Origin of the sequence: Flavobacterium silvisoli, from assembly GCF_004329815.1 — a bacterium.
GTDB lineage: Bacteria > Bacteroidota > Bacteroidia > Flavobacteriales > Flavobacteriaceae > Flavobacterium > Flavobacterium silvisoli.
On the sequence record NZ_SJPE01000005.1, the window covers coordinates 82,032 to 103,233 of the forward strand.

The following is a 21,202-nucleotide window of genomic DNA, read 5'->3' on the forward strand; positions in this document are numbered from 1 at the left end:
AATTATGGGTAAAGAATCAACAAATAATTGGAAACTAGGAGCCTTTGTTATTATCGGCATAGTGCTGTTTGTAGTAACTGTTTATTTCATTGGCATCAACCGAAATCTGTTTGGCTCCAACTTTGTGCTGCGTTCTGAGTTTAAAAATGTGAGCGGATTAAAACAAGGGAGTAATGTTCGCCTATCGGGAATCAACATTGGTACGGTCAGCAAAATTGATTTTATATCTGATTCATTGGTTTTGGTAAAACTCTTAATCAAAAAAGACGTGCAGCAATACATAAAAACCGATGCCATTGCCAGTATCGGTTCCGATGGTTTAGTGGGCGACAAAGTGCTTATCATTACCCCGGGCAACAGCTCCAACACGATGGTAAAAGACAATGATATCATTGCTTCTTACAAGGCTGTTGAAATAGAAGATATTTTGACCAGTGTTAAAAAAAGTGCCGACAACACCAAAATAATAACCGATGAGTTAATCGAGTTCAGTACCAAAATGAACGACAAAAACGGACTGTTGGCTAAAATAATGACCAACAAAGATTTTGCTGTCAAAATTGACAACACCATCAGCAATCTTCAAATCAGTGCTAAAGAAATCGCTCAATTCACCCCTACTCTAAATAATAAAAACGGAGCATTCAACAAACTATTCACCAATAAAGAATGGGCCAACAGCATCCAAAACAGTATCGATAATCTCGAAAACAGTTCGAAAGATATCGGGGCTTTCACGACTAAATTAAACGATAAAAACAACCTGCTCTCCCAAATGATCTCTAACGATTCAATTGCACAAGCCTTTGAAAAAACACTAAGAAATCTTGAAAAAAGCTCTACTGATTTAGTAACTCTTACATCCAAAATCAATAACGACGAAAATGTTTTATCCAAACTCATCAACAACCCAAAATTGGGAAGATCAATCGATTCTACCTTAATAAATCTGGAGAAAAGGGTGCAAGATTTAAAAGAGTTGGAAGAAGCCGCTAAAAATAATTTTTTGTTGAAAGGGTATTTTTCAAAAAAGAAGAGAAGTGAGGAAAAACAAAAAAACAAATAGCGTTCAGTTTCAATACAGTCAGAAAAATTATCAAAAAAAACAACTCTTTAAAAGCCTAAAAAATCAAAACTATCTTAACGCCATTCTAACATTTACCTTTGTATCTTTGTATCGCAAAAAAAATGAAGTATGGAATCTGTCATAGATAACAATCTACCTATAGGAAAACCAAAATGGCTGAAGGTAAAACTACCTATCGGTCAAAAATATACTGAACTTCGCGGACTGGTTGACAAGTACAAACTCAACACCATCTGTACCTCGGGCAGTTGCCCTAATATGGGGGAATGCTGGGGTGAAGGAACCGCTACTTTCATGATTTTAGGAAATATTTGTACCCGTTCGTGTGGCTTTTGCGGCGTAAAAACCGGACGCCCTGAAACCGTTGATTGGGACGAACCCGAAAAAGTGGCCCGTTCCATCAAATTGATGAAAATTAAGCATGCCGTGATCACCAGCGTAGACCGCGATGATTTAAAAGATATGGGATCTATCATTTGGTTTGAAACCGTTCAGGCTATCCGTCGCATGAATCCGGGAACCACACTGGAAACGTTGATTCCTGACTTTCAAGGCGTAGAAAGAATCATTGACCGCATCGTAGAAGCCAACCCTGAAGTAGTATCGCATAACGTAGAAACTGTTCGCCGCTTAACACGCGAAGTGCGCATCCAGGCAAAATACGACCGCAGTTTGGCTGTTTTAAAATACCTGAAAGCCCGAGGCATTCGCCGAACCAAATCGGGCATCATGTTGGGATTAGGCGAAACCGAAGCCGAAGTAATTCAAACCATGCAAGACCTTCGCGACAACGATGTAGATATAGTAACTATTGGCCAATATTTACAACCCAGCAAAAAGCATCTGCCGGTAAAAGAATTCATCACTCCGGAGCAATTTGAAAAATACGAAAAAATAGGGAAAGAAATGGGCTTCAGACATGTAGAAAGCGGTGCCTTAGTTCGATCTTCATACCATGCCGAAAAACACATTCATTAATTCTTTTCCACTATTAAGTCGATTAAAATGAAAAAAACGCGGATTGCTATCAATGGTTTTGGGAGAATCGGGCGTAATCTATTCCGATTGCTTTTGAACCACCCTACTATTGAAGTGGTAGCCATCAATGATATTGCCGATAATCGAACCATGGCCCATCTGATTAAATACGATAGTATTCACGGGGTTTTACCCAATGACGTTACTTTTGATGAGACCTCCATAATTGTAGACGGCAAACCGTATTTGTTTTTTCATGAAAAAGAAATAATCAAACTAAACTGGAAAACTCTTGACATTGATATTGTGGTGGAAAGTACCGGAAAATTCAAATCGTTTGAAGAGATCAACCAACACATCTTGGTAGGCGCAAAAAGAGTAATACTCTCTGCTCCTTCTGAAGTTCCTGAAATTAAAACTGTGGTTTTGGGCGTGAACGAAACCATTTTAGATGGCACCGAAACCATTATTTCAAACGCCAGCTGTACTACTAACAATGCAGCACCAATGATTAAAGTCATTAACGAACTGTGCGGTATTGAACAAGCCTACATTACCACCGTACATTCGTTTACTACAGATCAAAGTTTACACGATCAACCTCATAAAGATTTGCGACGCGCCCGCGGTGCCAGTCAATCAATAGTGCCCACTACAACCGGGGCGGCTAAAGCGCTTACCAAAATTTTTCCCGAAATGAATGGTAAAATCGGAGGCAGTGGTATTAGAGTTCCGGTTCCCGATGGTTCTTTAACTGATATTACCTGTTATGTCAAAAAACAAGTTTCCATCGAAGAAATTAACGCAGCCTTCAAAAAAGCTGCAGAAAATCAGTTGAAAGGAATACTTTCCTATACCGAAGACCCTATAGTTTCCGTTGATATAGTAGGGAATCCCACCTCTTGCTTGTTTGATGCTCAGCTAACCTCCGTTATTGACAAAATGGTAAAAGTGGTGGGGTGGTACGATAATGAAATCGGGTATTCAAGCCGAATCATCGACTTGATTATTTTGTTACAAAAATAATTCCTATTTTTAGTTCTCTAATGCTTTGTAATCACCCATTTATGAAATGGTTTTGGCTCATATTACTATTTCAGACGCTTGGTTTTGCTCAACCGAAAACTACCGATAAAATCGATAGTACTGCTTATTATATTCAGTTGGCCAACTTTAATAAAAAGACCAACAACTACAAATTTTCATTAGCCTTTATTCAAAAAGCTTTCAATTACGCTAAAAGCCACGACGATATTAAAGGCAAAGCCGAATCTTTATTTTTACTGGGTACCATTTATTTTGAACTGAAAAAAACAAACGATGCTGTTGAAACTTTTACCAAAAGCGCCGGTTATTACAGTCAGTTGCCTCCCACGGCTGATTATGCGTTGTGCTACTACAATATTGGGCTTTGTTTCATGAATTTAGAAGAATTTGATAAAGCCGAAAACAATTTTGAAAAAGCGCAATCCATATATGACTCGCTGAAAATTGATGCCTCAGGTTTTTTGAATTTACAAAAAGCAATCCTATACAAAAACAAAGGTAAAACCAAACTAGCTGTTCGTTTATTAACTGAAATCGCCACTAAAGATGATTCCAAAGAAGTGTTCAAAACCAAGGCAGAAGCTTTGTATCAATTGGGTTGTATTGAGCAAAATCTGAACCACAACAATTTGGCCGCCAACTACCTCAACAGAGCCTTAGAACTCAATATCCAAGACAAAAATCTAGATCAAAAAGCAAAAATTTTGTTGGAACTGAGCACGGTTTACGACAAACTTTTAGACATAAAAAAATCATATACCTACTTAAAAGAACATGTCAAACTAAAAGATAGTTTGATGCAACTCAACAATAAAAAGCTGGATTCAAACGACTATGCCGATTTCAAAGAAAGTGAGCGTTTGAAGGCCTTGGAAATCATGACTCGTGAAAATGAAGCCCAGCAAAAAACCAACAAGTTTGCTAAACTCATCAGTGTATTAGCCATCGCTTTAATCTCTATTTTATCATTATTGAGTTTATCGTTGTATAAAAACAACATCATTCGCAACCAATCAAACATTCTCCTTAAAGAGAAGAATTTAGAATTACAAATTGCTAAAGAAAAAGCCGAAAAAGCCTCCAAAGCCAGAGCCGAATTCCTATCCACAGTGAGTCACGAACTCCGTACTCCGCTCAATGCCATAAACGGAATTACCCATTTGTTGCTGGAAGACAAACCCAAAAAGAAACAACTACACTATCTGAATTCCTTGAAATTTTCGGGCAATTATCTGTTGACTTTCATAAATGAAATTCTTGAAATCAATCGCATTGAGTCTAACAATATCGAAATTGAATACATCAATTTTAATATCAAACAATTGCTGACGGACATTCAACATTCCATGCACGAAATCGCTTCCAAAAACAACAATGAATTTATTTTAGACATCGATGAAAAGGTACCCGATATGCTATTGGGCGACCCGACTAAACTATCACAAATCTTCATCAATCTAATCAATAATGCTTTGAAATTTACCAAAGACGGAAGAGTGATTGTTACGGCTAAATGCTTAGAAAACGGAAATGATTTTTCGAGAATCAATTTTGTCGTGAGCGATACAGGCATAGGAATTCCTGAAGAAAAACAGGAAACTATTTTCGACAGTTTTTCGCAGGGTTCTATTGAAATCAACCGCAAATACGGTGGTACCGGACTGGGATTGACCATCGTCAAAAAACTGGTTGATTTATTGGGTGGAAAGATTACCCTGACAAGCGAAGTGGGTGTTGGTACTACTTTCGAGTTTGAATTGAACCTGTTGCGTGGTGAACAACAAATCATGATTGAAAAGCCAAAATTCTATTCCGAAGAAGTGCTACAGGACAAATACATCCTGGTGGTAGAAGACAACAAAATCAACCAAATGGTCACCAAAAAAATGCTCGAAAACAAGGGCATGAAATGCAAAATCATCGATAATGGAGAAGAATCCATTGAATTGCTTAAAACCGAGAATAATTTTGATTTGGTATTGATGGATGTACATTTACCGGGCATGAACGGAACCATTGCCACTCAACACATACGCGAATTTGACAAGAAAAAACCAATCATAGCCCTGACCGCCATTTCACTCAATGAAAATAGAGAAATGCTTCTATCTTTTGGGATGACGGATGTTGTCACCAAACCTTTTAATCCGGAAAACTTTTATAGGGTGATTGCCCAAAATTTGACTTAGTACTGCAAGATTAACTCTTTGATCAGATGTCTCACGTGAGGTTCAGCTTCCTGAGCGGCTTTCAATACTTCTTCGTGGGTAATCGACTCTAAGTGCTCTTCGCTACCGATGTCTGTGATAACAGAAATACCAAAGGTTTCCAATTCCATGTGGCGGGCAACAATTACTTCGGGAACGGTTGACATTCCCACACAATCGGCACCAATGGTTTTAACCATTTTGTACTCGTGCAGGGTTTCAAAAGTAGGGCCCTGCAACCCCATATATACACCATCCAACACTTCAATATCAGATGAAGCAGCTATTTCTTTGATTTTTGCAATCATTTTGGTGCTGTAAGGCTCGCTCATGTTAACGAATCGAGGACCAAAACGTTCGTCATTTTTTCCTCTCAACGGATGCTCGGGCATCATATTTACGTGGTCATTGATGACTACAATAGAACCCACTTTATAATTCGGATTCACTCCACCGGAAGCATTGGAAACAATCAATTTATTCACTCCGATATACTTCATGACACGAACCGGAAACGTAACTTCCTGCATAGAATATCCTTCATAATAATGAAATCTTCCCTGCATGGCCACCACTTTTTTATCGCCTATGGTTCCAAAAACCAAAGCTCCTTTATGACCTTCTACCGTTGAAACCGGAAAGTTGGGAATCTCGTTATACGGCAATGTGTATTCAACTTTTATGTCGTTGGTAAAACTGCCTAAGCCCGAGCCTAAAATAACACCGTACTCGGGTGTGAAGTTGGTTGTTTTCTTAATATAGTTAACGGTTTCCTGAACAAGTTCCCACATAATCTAAAATAATTTGGTCAAAAGTCTCCCGATTCGAAATCAATTTACTTTTGATAGGTAAATAATATAGTTGCGCTTTCAAAATGACAGCCTGCAAACGTACAAAATCCTTTTCGGTTGTAACAATAATTTTGTCGCCTGCTCTGTTTTTTATGTTTAAAATATCGCTTTCGCTAAAATAATGGTGATCCGAAAAAACCATAACATCATCATTTTGAGATTTTAAATAATCAAAAAAAGGTTGGGGTTTGGCAATTCCGGCCACTATAACTTTTGCGGCAGATTTTAATTCGCACACCTCTAAACTCCCGTTTTGATTGTAGACCTTCTCGTCATATTCGATACAACTGAAAAATAACGGCACATCAAAACCTATTCTTCTTCGGATGTTTTCCTGTGCAAGTTGCGTAATTTCGGGCGGACATTTTGTGACAATTATCATATCTGCTCTTTTGGCGCCACTTCTGCCTTCGCGAAGGTTTCCGGTTGGAAGTATAAAATCATCACAAAACAAATCGTCGTATGAAGTCAGTAAAATATAAAATCCGGCTTTCACTCTGCGGTGCTGGTAAGCGTCGTCTAACAAAATAACTTCAGGTTTTTCTTTTTGATTCAACAACTGAGTAATCCCATTGCAACGGTCAGCATCAACAGCCACCTGAATTTGAGGAAATTTTTGAAAATACTGAAACGGTTCATCACCTAGTGTCTCAGCAGTTGCGTTTTTATCCGCCAAAACAAAACCAACTGATTTTCTTTTGTATCCTCTGCTTAGGGTAGCTACCTTGTATTTGGGTGAAAGCAACCGAATCAAATATTCAATCTGAGGCGTTTTTCCGGTGCCTCCAACACTCAAATTCCCAACAACGATTACCGGAATGTCAAAAGTATAGGATTTAAAAATCCCCTTATCGTACAGATAATTTCTCAGTGAAATAATAAAGCCATACAAAATGGCAAAAGGGAAAAGTAATTTTCGCAACAAAATCATAGCACGAAAGTAACGATTTTTTATCTTTGAATGAAAATTATTCGATTTCAACCGCATTGATGAGAACCTCTTTTATAAAAATCCTTTTTACCCTACTGCTGACTTCTCCCGCTGTCTTCTCGCAAGAATCAGACAATGCTGTTCTTTTGAAAATCATTTTTACCAAATATTATAAAAACGAAAAAGTTATTGCCAAAGAAAGACTGCAACTGCTGAGTTTTTACTGCAAAAAAGCCCCCAATAACGAAGAAGTACTCGAAGTTATTGCTAAAAATGATGTGCTGAAAAAAAACGCCGACGAAATCAAGAAACAAATCGACATCACCATTGATGAAAACTGGTCAAAAGAATACAACATACTGTTCGATAATCAGAATCAATATTTAAAGAGTAAAGTCAATGCCTGTCTGTCATTCGAAGAATACAAAATAGTATCCGACCGTTTCGGACTGAATAATCAACGTCTGATGATAGTAAGCAAACCCATTTATTTTGACAAAAGTAACTTTGCTCTGGTCAAAGTTGCTTTTTACCGAAACATCGAACACAACAGTGGCAGTTATTTATTGTTTGAAAAAGTAAACGGCGTGTGGACAATTAAAGAATATTTAAACGAATGGGCTACTTAGTCACTAGGCAAGTGCTCAGTGTTCAGTAAACAGTCACAGTAATAGAGAAAGAACAGAAAACTTACAACAAACAACGGATAACAGAGACAACCAATGAAAATAAAAGAAATACTCCACATACTCGAAGAAATGGCACCGTTGGCTTATGCCGAAGATTTTGACAATGTAGGATTGTTAGTGGGCGATGCCAATGCCGAAGCCACCGGAATACTCGTATGCCACGACGCTTTGGAAAGTGTAATCGAAGAAGCCATCGCTAAAAACTGTAATCTGGTAGTATGCTTCCATCCTATTCTTTTTTCGGGTTTGAAAAAAATAACCGGTAAAAATTATGTGGAGCGAGCCGTACTCAAAGCCATCAAAAACGACATCGCTATTTATGCGGTACACACGGCTTTAGACAATCACAAACACGGGGTTAACAAAATTTTTTGCGATGCTTTAGGCCTGGTCAATACCAAAATTTTGATCCCGAAAAAAAATTACATTCAAAAACTGGTAACCTACACCATTCCTGAAAATGTGGAAGAACTGCGCAATGCTTTATTTGATGCCGGAGCCGGAAAAATAGGCAACTACGAAGACTGCAGCTTCAACTCTAAAGGTATCGGAACTTACATGGGCAACGAAGACAGCAATCCCGAAGTAGGAGAACGTTTCGAATTTGTAGAAAACGAAGAAATCAAAATCGAAGTAACGTTTGAAAAGCACCTGCAACCCAAAATTCTGAAAGCACTCTTCAGCCATCACGTTTACGAAGAAGTGGCTTATGAAATTTACGATTTACAAAATACCCATCAAAACATAGGATTAGGTATGATTGGCGAACTCGAAAGCTCTATGTCTGAATCCGATTTTTTAACTTTCGTCAAAAACAAAATGCAATGCGGAGGCATCCGTCACAGTGCTTTATTGGGTAAATCTGTGAAGAAAGTAGCCGTGTTAGGCGGTTCGGGCAGCTTCGCTATCAGCAACGCCAAACAAGCCGGAGCCGACATCTTTTTAACCGCTGATTTGAAGTATCACAACTTTTACGAAGCTGAAAATCAATTGGTTTTAGCCGACATCGGACACTTTGAAAGTGAAAGATTTACAAAAAATTACATTGTTGATTTTCTTAAGAAAAAAATCCTTAATTTTGCCATCATTTTTTCGGAAGAAAATACAAATCCCGTTAAGTACTTATAAAATATGGCGACAGTAAAAGAACTAAGTGTTGAAGACAAATTGAGAGCTATCTATGACTTACAAATCATAGATACCAGAATTGATGAAATCAGAAACGTTAGAGGAGAATTACCTTTAGAAGTAGAAGATTTAGAAGATGAAGTTACCGGTTTAAGCACTCGTTTAGATAAATTAAAAAGCGACTTAGTTGCGATTGAAGAGCAAATCAAGACCAAGAAAAATGCCATTGAAGAGCACCAAGCCGCAATAAAAAAATACACCGAACAACAAAAAAACGTTCGCAACAACAGAGAATTCAACTCATTATCTAAAGAAATAGAATTTCAGGAATTGGAAATCCAGTTGGCTGAAAAACAAATCAAAGAATTAAAAGCTTCTATCGAACACAAAAAAGAAGTTATTGCAAATTCTAAAGAAAAACTAGATCAAAAAACAGCTCACTTAAAACACAAAAAAGCTGAATTAAATGACATCATGGCAGAAACCCAAAAAGAAGAAAACTTCTTGATGGAAAAATCAGCCGAATATGAAGCTCAAATCGAACCCCGTTTGTTGGCCGCTTACAAAAGAATCCGTTCAAGCGTTCGCAACGGTTTAGCCGTAGTATCTATCGAGCGCGGGGCTTCTGCCGGTTCGTTCTTCACCATTCCGCCGCAAACCCAAGTGGAAATTGCTGCCCGCAAAAAAATCATCACCGATGAGCATTCAGGAAGAATCTTAGTCGATGCTGCTTTGGCTGAAGAAGAAAGAGAAAAAATGAAACAATTATTTGCTCACTTATAATATCATGAATCCCGACTTGTTCGGGATTTTTTTATGAAAAAAATACAACTCTTTTTCATCACCAAATCAATAGGCTTTTACCTCAACTGTCTCAGTTATGTCAATGCAGAAAAGGCAAAAACAATAGCCTATCGTTTTTTCAGTCAGCCAAGAAAAGGAAGACTCCACAAAAACAAACTTCCCAAAACATTGCACAACAGCACCCGGGAAACCTTTACCTTCAATAACGAAAACATACAAACCTACAAATGGGAGGGCAATAATGAAATCATATTATTGGTTCACGGCTGGGAAAGCAATGCTTCTCGTTGGAAAAAAATGCTGCCTCACCTAAAAAAACTGCCCAACACCATCATTGCTATCGATGCCCCGGCTCACGGCTTAACAGACGGAAAGGAATTCAACGCACCAAAATATGCTGAATTTATCCATGTTTTGGCCCAACAATACAACCCAAAAATCCTGATTGGTCATTCCATCGGCGGCGCTGCCATCACATATTATCTTCATAAATACAACAACGATCACGTCGAGAAAATCGTTTTGTTGGGTGCCCCCTCCAGTTTCAAGAAAATAAGCGACAACTTCATACAGCTTCTGAGCCTGAATACCAAAATCCAAACCCTGCTCGAAAACTACTATCTTGAAAAATTCAACATCCACATCAATGATTTTTCAGGCCATCTTTTTGCCCAGCATTTCCACCAAAAAGCCATCATCGCTCACGACCTGCAAGACAACATAATCCTGGTAGATGAAGGCAGAATGTATGCTCAAAGCTGGAAAAATGCCACTTATATCGAAACCAACGGATTCGGTCACAGCATGCACAACGACGAGTTGTATCAAAAAATAGCAGAATTCATAGCAGAAGCGTAATCGCTTTTGCCCTTTTGCATTCCTTTTTCCCGCTGTCCGCGCTACACGGTAGCCACTCCCATCGGGGCTAGACGGGTTTCGTCTTTTGTATCTGTATGCAATATTCTTTTAAAATTACTCACACATGACAAGTTTGAATTGTCATTTTTGCAACAGCACAAAACTTCTAAAAACCTGAAAATCAAATTCAAAAAAAACAGCGAAACACCAGCCGCATAGCCTTTTTTACTTTTATGCAAAAAAAGTAGCAGCAACAAACAAATATTTTCTATTTTTAACAAAATCATTAACATTTCACATCACTAACCTTCCTTAACTATGAAGATTCTGAAAATACAAGCATTACGCGGACCGAATATTTGGAGTGTACAACGCAAAAAATTAATCCAAATGCGTTTGGATCTGGAGGAAATGGAACAATCGCCTACCAACAAAATAGAAGGTTTCCGCGAACGCATAGAAGCCATGTTCCCCACCATGATTGAACACCGCTGCTCAGAAGGCACAAGAGGAGGCTTTTTTTCAAGAGTAGAACGGGGCACCTGGATGGGACATGTCATTGAACATATTGCCCTTGAAATTCAAACATTAGCCGGTATGGAAACCGGTTTCGGAAGAACCCGTGAAACCAAAACACCCGGGGTTTACAATGTAGTATTCAGCTACACCGAAGAAAGCGTTGGAATGTTTGCCGCCGAAAGCGCCGTAGCTATAGCCGAAGCCCTGATTGCCGGCACACCATACAATGTAGAAGCCGACATTCAAAAAATGAGAGAAATCAGAGAGCGGGTGCGTCTGGGGCCTTCAACTGGAAGTATTGTAGACGAAGCCGTAGCACGCGATATTCCTTGGATTCGTTTAGGAACTAATTCCTTAGTACAGTTGGGCTACGGCATCAACCAAATGCGTTTTCAGGCTACCATTACCTGTAAAACAAGCAATATAGCGGTTGACATTGCCTGTAATAAAGAAGAAACCAAACGCATGCTCGACATGGCTTCTATTCCCGTAGCCAGTGGCAGCATTTGTGTAGATGAAGAAGATTTAGAAAATACCATAAAAAAAATCGGCTACCCTATCGTCATCAAACCCCTCGACGGAAATCACGGAAAAGGAGCTTCTATCAACGTAGTAACTTGGGAAGATGCCGTTTCTGGCTTGGCTTATGCTCAAAAATACAGCCGCAGGGTTATCGTAGAAAAATTCATTACGGGTTTTGACTTCAGAGTTTTAATCATTGATAACAAACTGGTAGCGGCCGCCAAAAGAGTTCCGGCTCACATAGTAGGTAACGGTACAGACAGCATCCAAAAATTAATAGAAGAAACCAATAAAGATCCACGCCGCGGTTACGGGCATGAAAATGTACTGACCGAAATTGACGTCGACAGAGATACTTTAGATTTGTTAGAAAAATTGAACTATACTTTAGAAACCGTTCCTAAAAACGGAGAAATCGTATACCTTAAATCAACCGCAAACCTCAGCACCGGAGGAACTTCTGTAGATGTGACCGATATGATGCATCCGGAAAATATATTTCTGTGCGAACGCATTTCGCGCGTAATTGGTTTAGACATTTGTGGTATCGATATCATGGCTGAGAACCTTACGCAACCGCTCAAAGAAAACGGAGGCTGTATTCTTGAAGTGAATGCCGCACCGGGGTTCCGCATGCACTTGGCGCCAAGTGAAGGATTACCGAGGAACGTGGCCGCTCCCGTAATAGATATGCTTTATCCGCCGGGAAAACCCAGTCGCATACCCATCATAGCCGTTACCGGAACCAACGGAAAAACCACCACTACCCGATTGATTGCCCATATCGTCAAAAATAATGGATATAAAGTAGGATTCACCACTTCTGACGGGATTTACATTCAAAACCACATGATGGAAAAAGGTGATACTACCGGGCCATTATCGGCTGAATATATTTTAAAAGATCCAACGGTCGAATTTGCTGTTTTAGAAACGGCACGTGGAGGAATTCTGAGAGCCGGTTTAGGCTTTAGCCGATGTGACATTGCTATCATTACCAACATACAGGAAGACCATTTAGGCTTGGCCGACATTCATACATTAGATGATTTGGCACGCGTTAAGAGCGTCGTTGTCCGATCGGTCAAAAAAGAAGGTTGGGCCATTCTGAATGCCGAAGACGAACAGTGTCTGAAAATTGCCAGCGAATTGAGTTGTAACATTGCTTACTTCAGTATGGATGAAAACAATCCTACCGTACAAAAGTTTGCCAAAGAAGGAAAAATTGTTGCTGTTTATGAAAACGGATACATCACCATTAAAAAAGGCGAATGGAAAATCAGGGTTGAGAGAGCCACACATGTTCCGTTAACCTTGGGTGGTAAAGCAAAATTCATGATTGCCAATGTATTGGCAGCCACTCTAGCCGCTTATTTACAAGGATTCAAAACCGAGGACATCAGTTTGTCGTTACAAACCTTTATTCCGAGTGCTGCTCAAACTCCGGGTCGTATGAATATCTTTGATTTCAAAAGATTCAAAGTCATGATTGACTTCGCGCACAATCCATCCGGATATCGCGGTGTAGAAGAATTTTTATCGTCAGTGGAAGCTACAAAAAAAATTGGTATCATTGCCGGTGTTGGGGACCGTCGTGATGAAGATATTAAAGAATGTGCCACCATTGCTGCCCGAATGTTTGATCACATCATCATCAGACAAGAGAAACATTTAAGAGGACGCACCGAGGAGGAAATCATAGGGTTAATCATGGAAGGCATAGAATCTTCTGGGAAATCGGTTACTCATGAAATCATTACTAAAGAAACCGAAGCCATTAAACACGCCATCAACAGTGCGCAAGAGGGCACTTTCATTACTGCTTTAAGCGATGTGGTGACCAATGCCATTGAAATTGTTCAAGAATATCTGGATAAGGAAAACGAAGATGGTACTATGTAAATTCAGAACGTTACATTATTTCTCTTTACCAAAGAAAATATAAATTGATGAAATTTAAAACTAAAATCTATAACTTAATCAAAGCGCAACTAAACAAGTTGCCCTATATAAAACCGCTCTATCAACAGTCACAACAGTGTCTTTTTCCCAACGGTCATTTTTACTCCCCGGTTTTTAACATTGTCGAAATTAAAAGTAGGGAAGAACAAATATGGAAAAACCTAAACGTTGAAGGAATTGCAGGAATTGACCTGAGAACAGAGCATCAAAAACAGTTGGCAAAAGTGTTTGAAGGGTATTATGAGGAAATGCCTTTTAAAAGTATCAAAGAGAACCACCAACGGTATCAATTCGAAAATTCGTCCTATTCGTATACAGACGGCATCATCTTGTATTCCATGATACGTCACTACAAACCGAAACAAATCATTGAAATCGGTTCCGGACACACTTCTGCCCTGATGCTTGATACGAATGAATTGTTTTTTAATAACGATATAAAACTGACTTTTATCGACCCGTATCCGGAAAGACTGTACTCGTTGATAACCGAAACAGACAAAAAAAACGTTACAATTTTCCCCAATGATGCACAAACCATCTCACTGGATGTATTTGAAAAATTAAATGCCGGTGACATCCTTTTTGTTGACAGCACCCATGTAACCAAGACAGGAAGTGATGTCAATTACATATTGTTTGAAATTTTACCTTCACTTAAAAGTGGCGTGATTATTCATTTTCATGACATCTTTTATCCTTTTGAATATCCGAAAGACTGGATTTACAGAGGGTATAACTGGAATGAAGATTATATTTTAAGAGCATTTTTGATGTACAACAATCAGTATGAAATTAAATTTTTTAATCACTACATGCATTTGCTTCATAAAGAAGTATACGAAAAAATGCCTCTAACTTATCAAAATATTGGCGGTAGTTTGTGGATTGAGAAAAAATAACATTAACGCACTTTAAATTTCTCTCGATATTCGAGCGGCTTCATGCCTACCACTTTTTGAAAAACTTTTCGAAACGATTTCGGATCTGTATAGCCCGACTTGTCGATGATTTCAGAAACTGAAAGTTGGGTTTGTTCCAAATGCTTTTTGGCGGTTTCAATACGAATGTTTTGCAGGTACTCAATCGGTGGAATACCCGTGGCTAATTTAAATCGACGTACCAAATTGCGGCGACTGGCAGGAACATCATGCAAAACTTCATCTAAGCTTTCAATTTTGTCGAAATGCTTCTCGATCTTTTCCTGCACCGAGGATACCAGCGCATCATTATGCGTATAATTAGGACGAAAAGTACCGAAATAACTTTGCTGGTACCGATCCATATCAATCGCAAACAATTTAGCTACCTGAATGGCTATTTGATGCCCGCAGTATTTCTGCACAAGCAAAATAATCAAATGAAACAAAGAAGTTGACCCACCGCTGGTAAACGTTCGGCTGTCGGCCGTTACTGTTTCATTTGGTTTCAAATGTACTTCGGGGAAGATACGGGCAAAAGCCGGACAGGCGTCTATATGAGTAGTGGCAATCTTTCCGTTTAACAAGCCGGAGGCTCCAAATAAAAATGCCCCCGAACAAAAACTGGCTATTTCAGCTCCGCCCTGATATTGACGCTGTAACCACGGAATGTAGGTGCTGTTTTTTGCTACGGTAGCTTGCATGTCCGAAGTCGTAAATGCAGGAATCAATATCAAATCCAGTATTCCTTCAACCCCATCTACAGATTGAATGCTGTAGCCGTGAAAAGTAGCATCACCGCTTTCAAGTTGGTCGATTACTTGATACAAGTGAATAGAAAAAGGAGCGTCATGCTTTTGTTGTACAACTAATTTATTCGCGGTTTCCAATACTTCCAGGAGTGCCGCCACACTCAAAAGTTTGTAATCCAACGGCAACAATAATCCGATGCGTTTCATAATGATGGTTTGTTCAAAAATACTTAATTTGTCCTAAATGCCCCTAAGTTTAACTTCTTTAGTTATCCTCAATACAAATTTCTGAATTACATTTGTTTTACTAATCTATTAACAACAAATAACTTATGAAAAAAGACAAAATCATTTTTTGGATTGCCACCGGTATTCTTTTTCTTTTTGAAGGCGTCATGCCCGCGCTCACTTCACAAACCGAAATGGCCAAAGAAGGAATTCGACACTTAGGATATCCTGAATATTTTGGAACGGCTTTAGTGGTATTTAAAATTTTGGGATCGTTGATTTTGGTTATCCCCAAAATGCCCAAAAATGTAAAAGAATGGGCTTATGCCGGTTTCGGATTCGACTTTATTTTTGCCAGCATCAGCTATACTTGTGTAGAGGGATTTAATTTTTCTGCAGCATTTCCGTTAATTTTCTTGGTTATATTGGTTGTATCATATGTGTATTATCACAAACTGAATACCCTAGTTGTCGAAAACTAAACCGTTAGTCATACTTAACTATCTAAATTAAAGCAAAAAAGAATTTGAATAGTATGATAGAAATATTTAAAACAAATGTTCAGGAAAAAAAGCAGGCCACTACTTTGGTAGCACTTTTATCTGATCGGTTTTCCGATTTTTCTATTGGATTTGATTTAGAGGACTGCGACAAAATACTCCGCGTTGAAGGCCGAAACATCAATCCGTCCGTCATCATAGAAACCATGCAATCACAAGGATATTCTTGTGAAATTTTGATATAAATGAAAATATCTTGCATAAAAAACTCTACATAACCGAAAACAGTAATAAACAAAAAAAATGATAACCGTAAAAACTACCGTAAACGTACCCTTAACAAAAGTATGGGAATACTGGACTCAACCCCGGCACATTACACAATGGAACCATGCCTCTGATGATTGGCACACGCCAAAGGCCAGTAATGACCTAAAAGTTGGCGGTACCTTTTGTGCCACTATGGCCTCTAAAGACGGCTCTATGAGTTTTGATTTTGAATGCACTTACACCACCATAGAAGAATGTGCAGTAATAGAATACATCATGGCGGATGGCAGAAAAGTAAACATTACATTTGAAACCACCCCAATGGGTGTAACCGTTACCGAAAGTTTCGATCCCGAAACCCAAAATCCCGAAGACCTGCAACGCCAGGGTTGGCAGAGCATTTTAGACCATTTTAAAAAATATACCGAAACCAATTAATCAATTAAACAATCAACAAATGGCACAAGTAAATCCTTATTTAATTTTCAACGGAAATTGCGAAGCAGCATTCCTTTTTTATCAATCTGTTTTTGGTGGAGAGTTCCCCTACATGGGCAAATTCAAAGACATGCCTCAAACGGACGGGTGTGGCGAAATTACCGAAGCCGATGCCAACCGCATCATGCACGTTTCACTCCCCATCAGTAAAGAAACCATCTTGATGGGAAGCGACAGCAACCAACAAAGTGGCGATGTGACCCTGGGGAACAATTTCCACATATCCATCAATGCGGAGAGCCGCGAAGAAGCCGATCGTTTGTTTAACGGTTTGTCGGCCGGCGGACAAGTATACATGCCCATGGACAAAACCTTTTGGGGTGCGTACTTCGGAATGTTTGTCGATAAATTCGGCGTGCATTGGATGGTGAATTTTGATGAAACTCCACAAAAATAATTCCTTAAAAAAACAGAAAACCCTGAGAACATCTCAGGGTTTTTATTTATAACGGTTAAAAACCAAAAAAATTAAATTCCGGCTACTGCTTTAATTTCATTCACGATGCGTATGGCCAAAGTGTCCGCGGCTTCCTGAGTCGGGGCTTCGGTGTAAATGCGAATAATCGGTTCGGTATTCGATTTGCGCAAGTGGACCCATTCTGTCGGAAAATCAATTTTCACCCCGTCAATCGTAGAAATGTTTTCGGTTTTATACTTTTCTGTCATCGCCTTTAAAATACCGTCCACATCAATTTGCGGCGTGAGCTCAATCTTGTTTTTGCTCATGTAATATTGCGGATACGACGCGCGCAATTCGGCTACGTTCATATTTAAATTGGCCAAATGCGTCAGGAACAATGCCACGCCCACCAAACTGTCACGACCGTAATGCAACTCCGGATAAATGATCCCGCCATTGCCTTCGCCCCCAATGATGGCGTTGGTTGACTTCATTAACTCGACGACATTGACTTCTCCCACCGCACTTGCCTGATAGTTGCCGTGGTGTTTATGGGTAATGTCGCGCAACGCTCTGGAAGACGACATGTTCGAAACCGTATTGCCCGGGGTTTTGCTCAGCACATAATCGGCCACCGCTACCAAAGTGTACTCTTCACCAAACATTTCACCGTCGTTCGAAATGAAGGCCAAACGGTCTACATCGGGGTCGACTACAATTCCGAAATCCGCCTTTTCTTCGACGACCAATTTACAAATGTCCCCCAAGTGTTCCTTTAGTGGTTCGGGGTTGTGCGGAAAATGACCATTCGGCTCGCAATATAATTTCACGCACTCCACACCCATTTGTTCCAATAACTTTGGAATGATAATCCCGCCCGAAGAATTCACTCCGTCCACGACCACTTTGAATTTTCTTTTGGCAACCGCTTCGGCATCCACCAACGGCAATTCAAGTACTTCGTCAATGTGAATGTCCATGTAAGCATCGTTAATGGTAATTTCTCCCAGACTGTCCACATCCGAAAAATCAAAGGCTTCGGCTTCGGCTATTTCCAATATTTTGGCTCCGTCGGCTCCGCTCAAAAATTCTCCTTTGGCATTCAATAATTTCAAGGCATTCCACTGTTTGGGGTTGTGGGAAGCGGTTAATATGATGCCGCCATCGGCTTGTTCTAAAGGCACAGCTACTTCTACCGTTGGGGTAGTTGACAATCCCAAATCGATTACATCAATCCCGAGTCCGATCAAAGTATTGACGACCAAATTGTGAATCATGGGACCCGAGATACGGGCATCGCGGCCAATAACCACTTTGAGTTTCTCTTTCTGAAGCGTATTTTTAAGGAAAGTACCGTAAGCGGAAGCAAATTTCACAGCATCTACCGGCGTTAAGTTATCGCCCACTTTGCCGCCTATGGTTCCGCGAATTCCTGATATTGATTTGATTAAGGTCATTGTAAGTATTGGTGTTTTGAATTATGAGTTACAAATATAAAAGTTACACCGTGGTAAAGTAGTAAAGTCACAAAGTTTTTTTGAGGTTTGGGATTTAATTTTGAAACTTTAGTATCTTTGAAAAGAAGCAACACAAAACATGAATTTCTTAGCCCACATTTACCTTTCCGGCGAAAACGATTTGGTTAAAATCGGAAACTTCATAGCGGACAGCATTCGCGGACACAGTTATGAAAAATATGGTGACGATGTGAAGAAAGGCATCCTCCTCCACCGCTCAATAGACAGCTTCACAGACTCCCATCCCGTTTACCGCCAAAGCAAACATCGTTTGCATGAAAAATACGGGCATTATTCAGGGGTAATTATGGATATTTTCTACGACCATTTTTTGGCCAAAAACTGGGCGGCCTATTCTGACATCGCTTTGGCGGATTATTCCGAAAACTTTTATTTTTTGCTGCGCGATCATTACGATATCCTGACCGACAAAGTCAAGGGAATGTTACCGTATATGATTGCCCGTAACTGGCTCGTGAGTTATGCCTCTATTGAAGGCCTGCAGATGATCATGTTCCAAATGGATCACCGCACCAAAAACCGGGTAGCCATGCACGAGTCGATTGTAGAATTGCAGCAGTTTTATATCGAATTTGAAACCGAATTCACGCAGTTTTTTGAAGAATTGCGAAAACATTGCCAACAAAAGTTAGCGGAACTTTAAAATTGACCATTGTTATTGTATTTTAGCGATTCAAAAGTCACCCCCTGATGCCATCAAATAAAGCTTCCTTTTTTAAAATCATATTCCGAAGTATTTTCAGAAGAGCCGAGCATTTGGTTTTTCTTTTGAAAGACAAGTTGAGCGAAAGAAACTTTATTTATTTTGCTTGTGTCGTGGTGGCCATTACGTGCTCGTTCGCAGTAATTTTGCTGAAGAGTTTTGCACACAATATTTTCCTTTTGGCCAATGACATCAACGTTTTTTTAAAGCTTCCCTACATCAACAGTCTCCTACCTATTGCCGGGATTTTGTTGACCGTTTTTGTGGTCCGTAATTTTTTGGGCAATCATTTAGAAAAAGGAAGTTCCAAAGTACTTTATGCCGTAGCTAAAAAAGGCGGTATCCTTCCGAAAAAACAAATGTATGCCCAAATCGTAACCAGTTCCCTTACCGTTGGACTTGGCGGTTCTGCCGGTTTAGAAAGCCCCATTGTAGTTACGGGTGCCGCTTTTGGCTCTAACTTTGCGCAGAAATACCATTTATCCCAAAAAGACCGAATATTGCTTTTGGCTTGTGGGGTAGCGGCCGGTATTGGTGCTGCATTCAACGCACCCATAGCCGGAGTATTGTTTGCCATCGAAGTGGTTCTGACCGATATAACCATTTCGGCATTCATCCCAATTATCATCTCCGCGGCCACCGGCGCCTTGATTTCAACGGTGATTTTGAGTAGAGATACGTTGCTGAATTTCGAACAAACCCTGAAATTTGATTACCACAACACGCCTTATTATATCCTTTTGGGAATTTTAGCCGGTTTAACGTCTATCTACCACGCGCGGAATTTTCAGAAAGTTGAAAAGTTTTTCGGAAGTTTCAAAAACAAAGGCTACCGAAAAGCACTTTTCGGGGCATCCATTTTGGCCATTTTAATCTTCTTCTTCCCTACACTCTTTGGGGAAGGATACGAAAGTATCAAAACGTTGGCTTCCAAAAATCCGGGCGTTTTATTAGACAACACCATGCTTGAGCAATTCAAGAGCAACGAATGGATACTCTTGTTATTTGTGGGCGTAACACTGCTGTTAAAAGCCTTTGCCACCGGATTAACAATAGGTAGTGGCGGAAACGGAGGAAATTTTGCTCCCTCGCTTTTTGTGGGTTCTTATTTGGGCTTTTTTGTGGCCAAAACGGTCAATCTGTTAAACTTTACGCATCACTTGCCTATTGCCAATTTTACTATCGTAGGGATGGCCGGAATTCTGAGCGGTTTGTTTCATGCTCCCCTAACAGCTATCTTCCTTATTGGCGAAATCACCGGAGGCTACGATTTGATGGTCCCGCTGATGATCGTCTCTTCGGTCAGTTTTGCGGTTTCCAAACAATTTGAGAAACACTCCATGGATGTGAAATCACTGGCAGACAAAGGCGATGTATTTACCAGTGATAAAGACAAAAACATCCTGCAAAGCATTGATTTTTACAATTTGGTACAACAAAATTACCGAACCCTTTCCTTACAGGATACCACCACTGAAGTAGTTTCTATTTTTGCCACTACCGAACAAAAAATAATCCCGGTACTCGATGAACACAAAGCGCTGTTGGGCATTATTGATTTTGATGAAGTGAAAGCCTTTATCTTCAATCCGAATACGGTGAAATTCATGACCCTGAGCGAATTCATCAGCCAGCCCAAAGAATTCATCCTGTTTGAAGACAAACCCGAAAAAATTATGAAGCTGTTTGAAAGTTCAAAAGCATCTATTTTGCCGGTCGTTCACAAAGGAAAATACTTTGGTTTTCTCTCGAAAATTGATGTATTGGAGAGCTATCGCCACAAACTCAGAGAAATGGTGATTGATTAATC

Annotated in this window: 20 protein-coding genes; 16 read left to right on the plus strand and 4 right to left on the minus strand. The window is 39.7% G+C overall.

Annotated elements, in window-relative coordinates; translation table 11 throughout:
• Nucleotides 1-4 precede the first annotated feature (4 nt).
• The 4 genes from EZL74_RS05925 to EZL74_RS05940 all read left to right on the plus strand — a co-directional run bounded on the left by EZL74_RS05925 (nucleotide 5) and on the right by EZL74_RS05940 (nucleotide 5,301).
• On the plus strand, nucleotides 5-1,066 hold the full coding sequence (locus tag EZL74_RS05925; protein ID WP_131475682.1) for an MlaD family protein: 1,062 nt from the start codon (nucleotides 5-7) through the stop codon (nucleotides 1,064-1,066).
• A gap of 129 nt (nucleotides 1,067-1,195) precedes the next feature.
• A complete protein-coding gene (gene lipA / locus EZL74_RS05930; RefSeq protein ID WP_131475683.1) occupies nucleotides 1,196-2,065 on the plus strand; it encodes a lipoyl synthase in 870 nt (289 codons plus the stop codon).
• A 27-nt stretch (nucleotides 2,066-2,092) separates the two neighbouring features.
• Nucleotides 2,093-3,091, plus strand: coding sequence for a type I glyceraldehyde-3-phosphate dehydrogenase (gap, locus tag EZL74_RS05935; protein ID WP_131475684.1), 999 nt, complete (start codon nucleotides 2,093-2,095; stop codon nucleotides 3,089-3,091).
• 41 nt (nucleotides 3,092-3,132) lie between these two features.
• Complete coding sequence (locus EZL74_RS05940) at nucleotides 3,133-5,301, plus strand: tetratricopeptide repeat-containing hybrid sensor histidine kinase/response regulator (protein ID WP_131475685.1); 2,169 nt, start codon at nucleotides 3,133-3,135, stop codon at nucleotides 5,299-5,301.
• On the opposite strand, the gene EZL74_RS05945 is transcribed toward EZL74_RS05940, so the two are convergent.
• Nucleotides 5,298-6,110, minus strand: coding sequence for a purine-nucleoside phosphorylase (locus tag EZL74_RS05945; RefSeq protein WP_131475686.1), 813 nt, complete (start codon nucleotides 6,108-6,110; stop codon nucleotides 5,298-5,300). The genes EZL74_RS05940 and EZL74_RS05945 overlap by 4 nt on opposite strands.
• Nucleotides 6,082-7,101: a tetraacyldisaccharide 4'-kinase gene (gene lpxK, locus EZL74_RS05950; protein WP_131475687.1), complete on the minus strand. Its 1,020-nt coding sequence runs from the start codon at nucleotides 7,099-7,101 to the stop codon at nucleotides 6,082-6,084. The genes EZL74_RS05945 and lpxK overlap by 29 nt, the downstream gene beginning before the upstream one ends.
• A gap of 59 nt (nucleotides 7,102-7,160) precedes the next feature.
• Here lpxK and EZL74_RS05955 point away from each other — a divergent pair, with 59 nt between their 5' ends.
• The 6 genes from EZL74_RS05955 (at nucleotide 7,161) to EZL74_RS05980 (ending at nucleotide 14,485) form a co-directional block, all read left to right on the plus strand.
• Entirely contained in the window at nucleotides 7,161-7,730 is a 570-nt protein-coding gene (locus EZL74_RS05955) for a hypothetical protein (RefSeq protein WP_131475688.1), read from the plus strand.
• A gap of 93 nt (nucleotides 7,731-7,823) precedes the next feature.
• Entirely contained in the window at nucleotides 7,824-8,918 is a 1,095-nt protein-coding gene (locus EZL74_RS05960) for a Nif3-like dinuclear metal center hexameric protein (RefSeq protein WP_131475689.1), read from the plus strand.
• A 3-nt stretch (nucleotides 8,919-8,921) separates the two neighbouring features.
• Nucleotides 8,922-9,701: a zinc ribbon domain-containing protein gene (locus EZL74_RS05965; RefSeq protein WP_131475690.1), complete on the plus strand. Its 780-nt coding sequence runs from the start codon at nucleotides 8,922-8,924 to the stop codon at nucleotides 9,699-9,701.
• Between the two features lie 33 nt (nucleotides 9,702-9,734).
• Complete coding sequence (locus EZL74_RS05970; protein WP_131475691.1) at nucleotides 9,735-10,580, plus strand: alpha/beta fold hydrolase; 846 nt, start codon at nucleotides 9,735-9,737, stop codon at nucleotides 10,578-10,580.
• Between the two features lie 318 nt (nucleotides 10,581-10,898).
• Nucleotides 10,899-13,523, plus strand: coding sequence for a cyanophycin synthetase (gene cphA, locus EZL74_RS05975; RefSeq protein ID WP_131475692.1), 2,625 nt, complete (start codon nucleotides 10,899-10,901; stop codon nucleotides 13,521-13,523).
• 47 nt (nucleotides 13,524-13,570) lie between these two features.
• Nucleotides 13,571-14,485, plus strand: coding sequence for a class I SAM-dependent methyltransferase (locus EZL74_RS05980; protein ID WP_131475693.1), 915 nt, complete (start codon nucleotides 13,571-13,573; stop codon nucleotides 14,483-14,485).
• Between the two features lie 2 nt (nucleotides 14,486-14,487).
• Here the strand turns inward: EZL74_RS05980 and EZL74_RS05985 are convergent, their stop codons facing one another.
• Nucleotides 14,488-15,462 carry a GlxA family transcriptional regulator gene (locus tag EZL74_RS05985; protein ID WP_240034565.1) on the minus strand — a complete coding sequence of 325 codons (975 nt, stop codon included), beginning with the start codon at nucleotides 15,460-15,462 and terminating at the stop codon, nucleotides 14,488-14,490.
• Nucleotides 15,463-15,587: 125 nt separating this feature from the next.
• Here EZL74_RS05985 and EZL74_RS05990 point away from each other — a divergent pair, with 125 nt between their 5' ends.
• From EZL74_RS05990 to EZL74_RS06005, 4 genes are read left to right on the plus strand one after another with little or no spacing between them, the layout of a single operon-like run.
• Nucleotides 15,588-15,965 (plus strand): DoxX family protein, encoded by a 378-nt coding sequence (locus EZL74_RS05990; RefSeq protein WP_131475695.1) that lies wholly within the window; start codon nucleotides 15,588-15,590, stop codon nucleotides 15,963-15,965.
• Between the two features lie 53 nt (nucleotides 15,966-16,018).
• Nucleotides 16,019-16,228, plus strand: a complete 210-nt coding sequence (locus EZL74_RS05995) for a hypothetical protein (protein WP_131475696.1) — start codon at nucleotides 16,019-16,021, stop codon at nucleotides 16,226-16,228.
• A 58-nt stretch (nucleotides 16,229-16,286) separates the two neighbouring features.
• Complete coding sequence (locus tag EZL74_RS06000; protein ID WP_131475697.1) at nucleotides 16,287-16,691, plus strand: SRPBCC family protein; 405 nt, start codon at nucleotides 16,287-16,289, stop codon at nucleotides 16,689-16,691.
• Nucleotides 16,692-16,710: 19 nt separating this feature from the next.
• Nucleotides 16,711-17,148 carry a VOC family protein gene (locus EZL74_RS06005; RefSeq protein ID WP_131475698.1) on the plus strand — a complete coding sequence of 146 codons (438 nt, stop codon included), beginning with the start codon at nucleotides 16,711-16,713 and terminating at the stop codon, nucleotides 17,146-17,148.
• Between the two features lie 71 nt (nucleotides 17,149-17,219).
• On the opposite strand, the gene glmM is transcribed toward EZL74_RS06005, so the two are convergent.
• A complete protein-coding gene (glmM, locus tag EZL74_RS06010) occupies nucleotides 17,220-18,608 on the minus strand; it encodes a phosphoglucosamine mutase (protein ID WP_131475699.1) in 1,389 nt (462 codons plus the stop codon).
• Between the two features lie 139 nt (nucleotides 18,609-18,747).
• Here glmM and EZL74_RS06015 point away from each other — a divergent pair, with 139 nt between their 5' ends.
• On the plus strand, nucleotides 18,748-19,332 hold the full coding sequence (locus tag EZL74_RS06015) for an acyl carrier protein phosphodiesterase (RefSeq protein WP_131475700.1): 585 nt from the start codon (nucleotides 18,748-18,750) through the stop codon (nucleotides 19,330-19,332).
• A 47-nt stretch (nucleotides 19,333-19,379) separates the two neighbouring features.
• Nucleotides 19,380-21,200, plus strand: a complete 1,821-nt coding sequence (locus tag EZL74_RS06020; RefSeq protein ID WP_131475701.1) for a chloride channel protein — start codon at nucleotides 19,380-19,382, stop codon at nucleotides 21,198-21,200.
• Nucleotides 21,201-21,202: the final 2 nt, after the last annotated feature.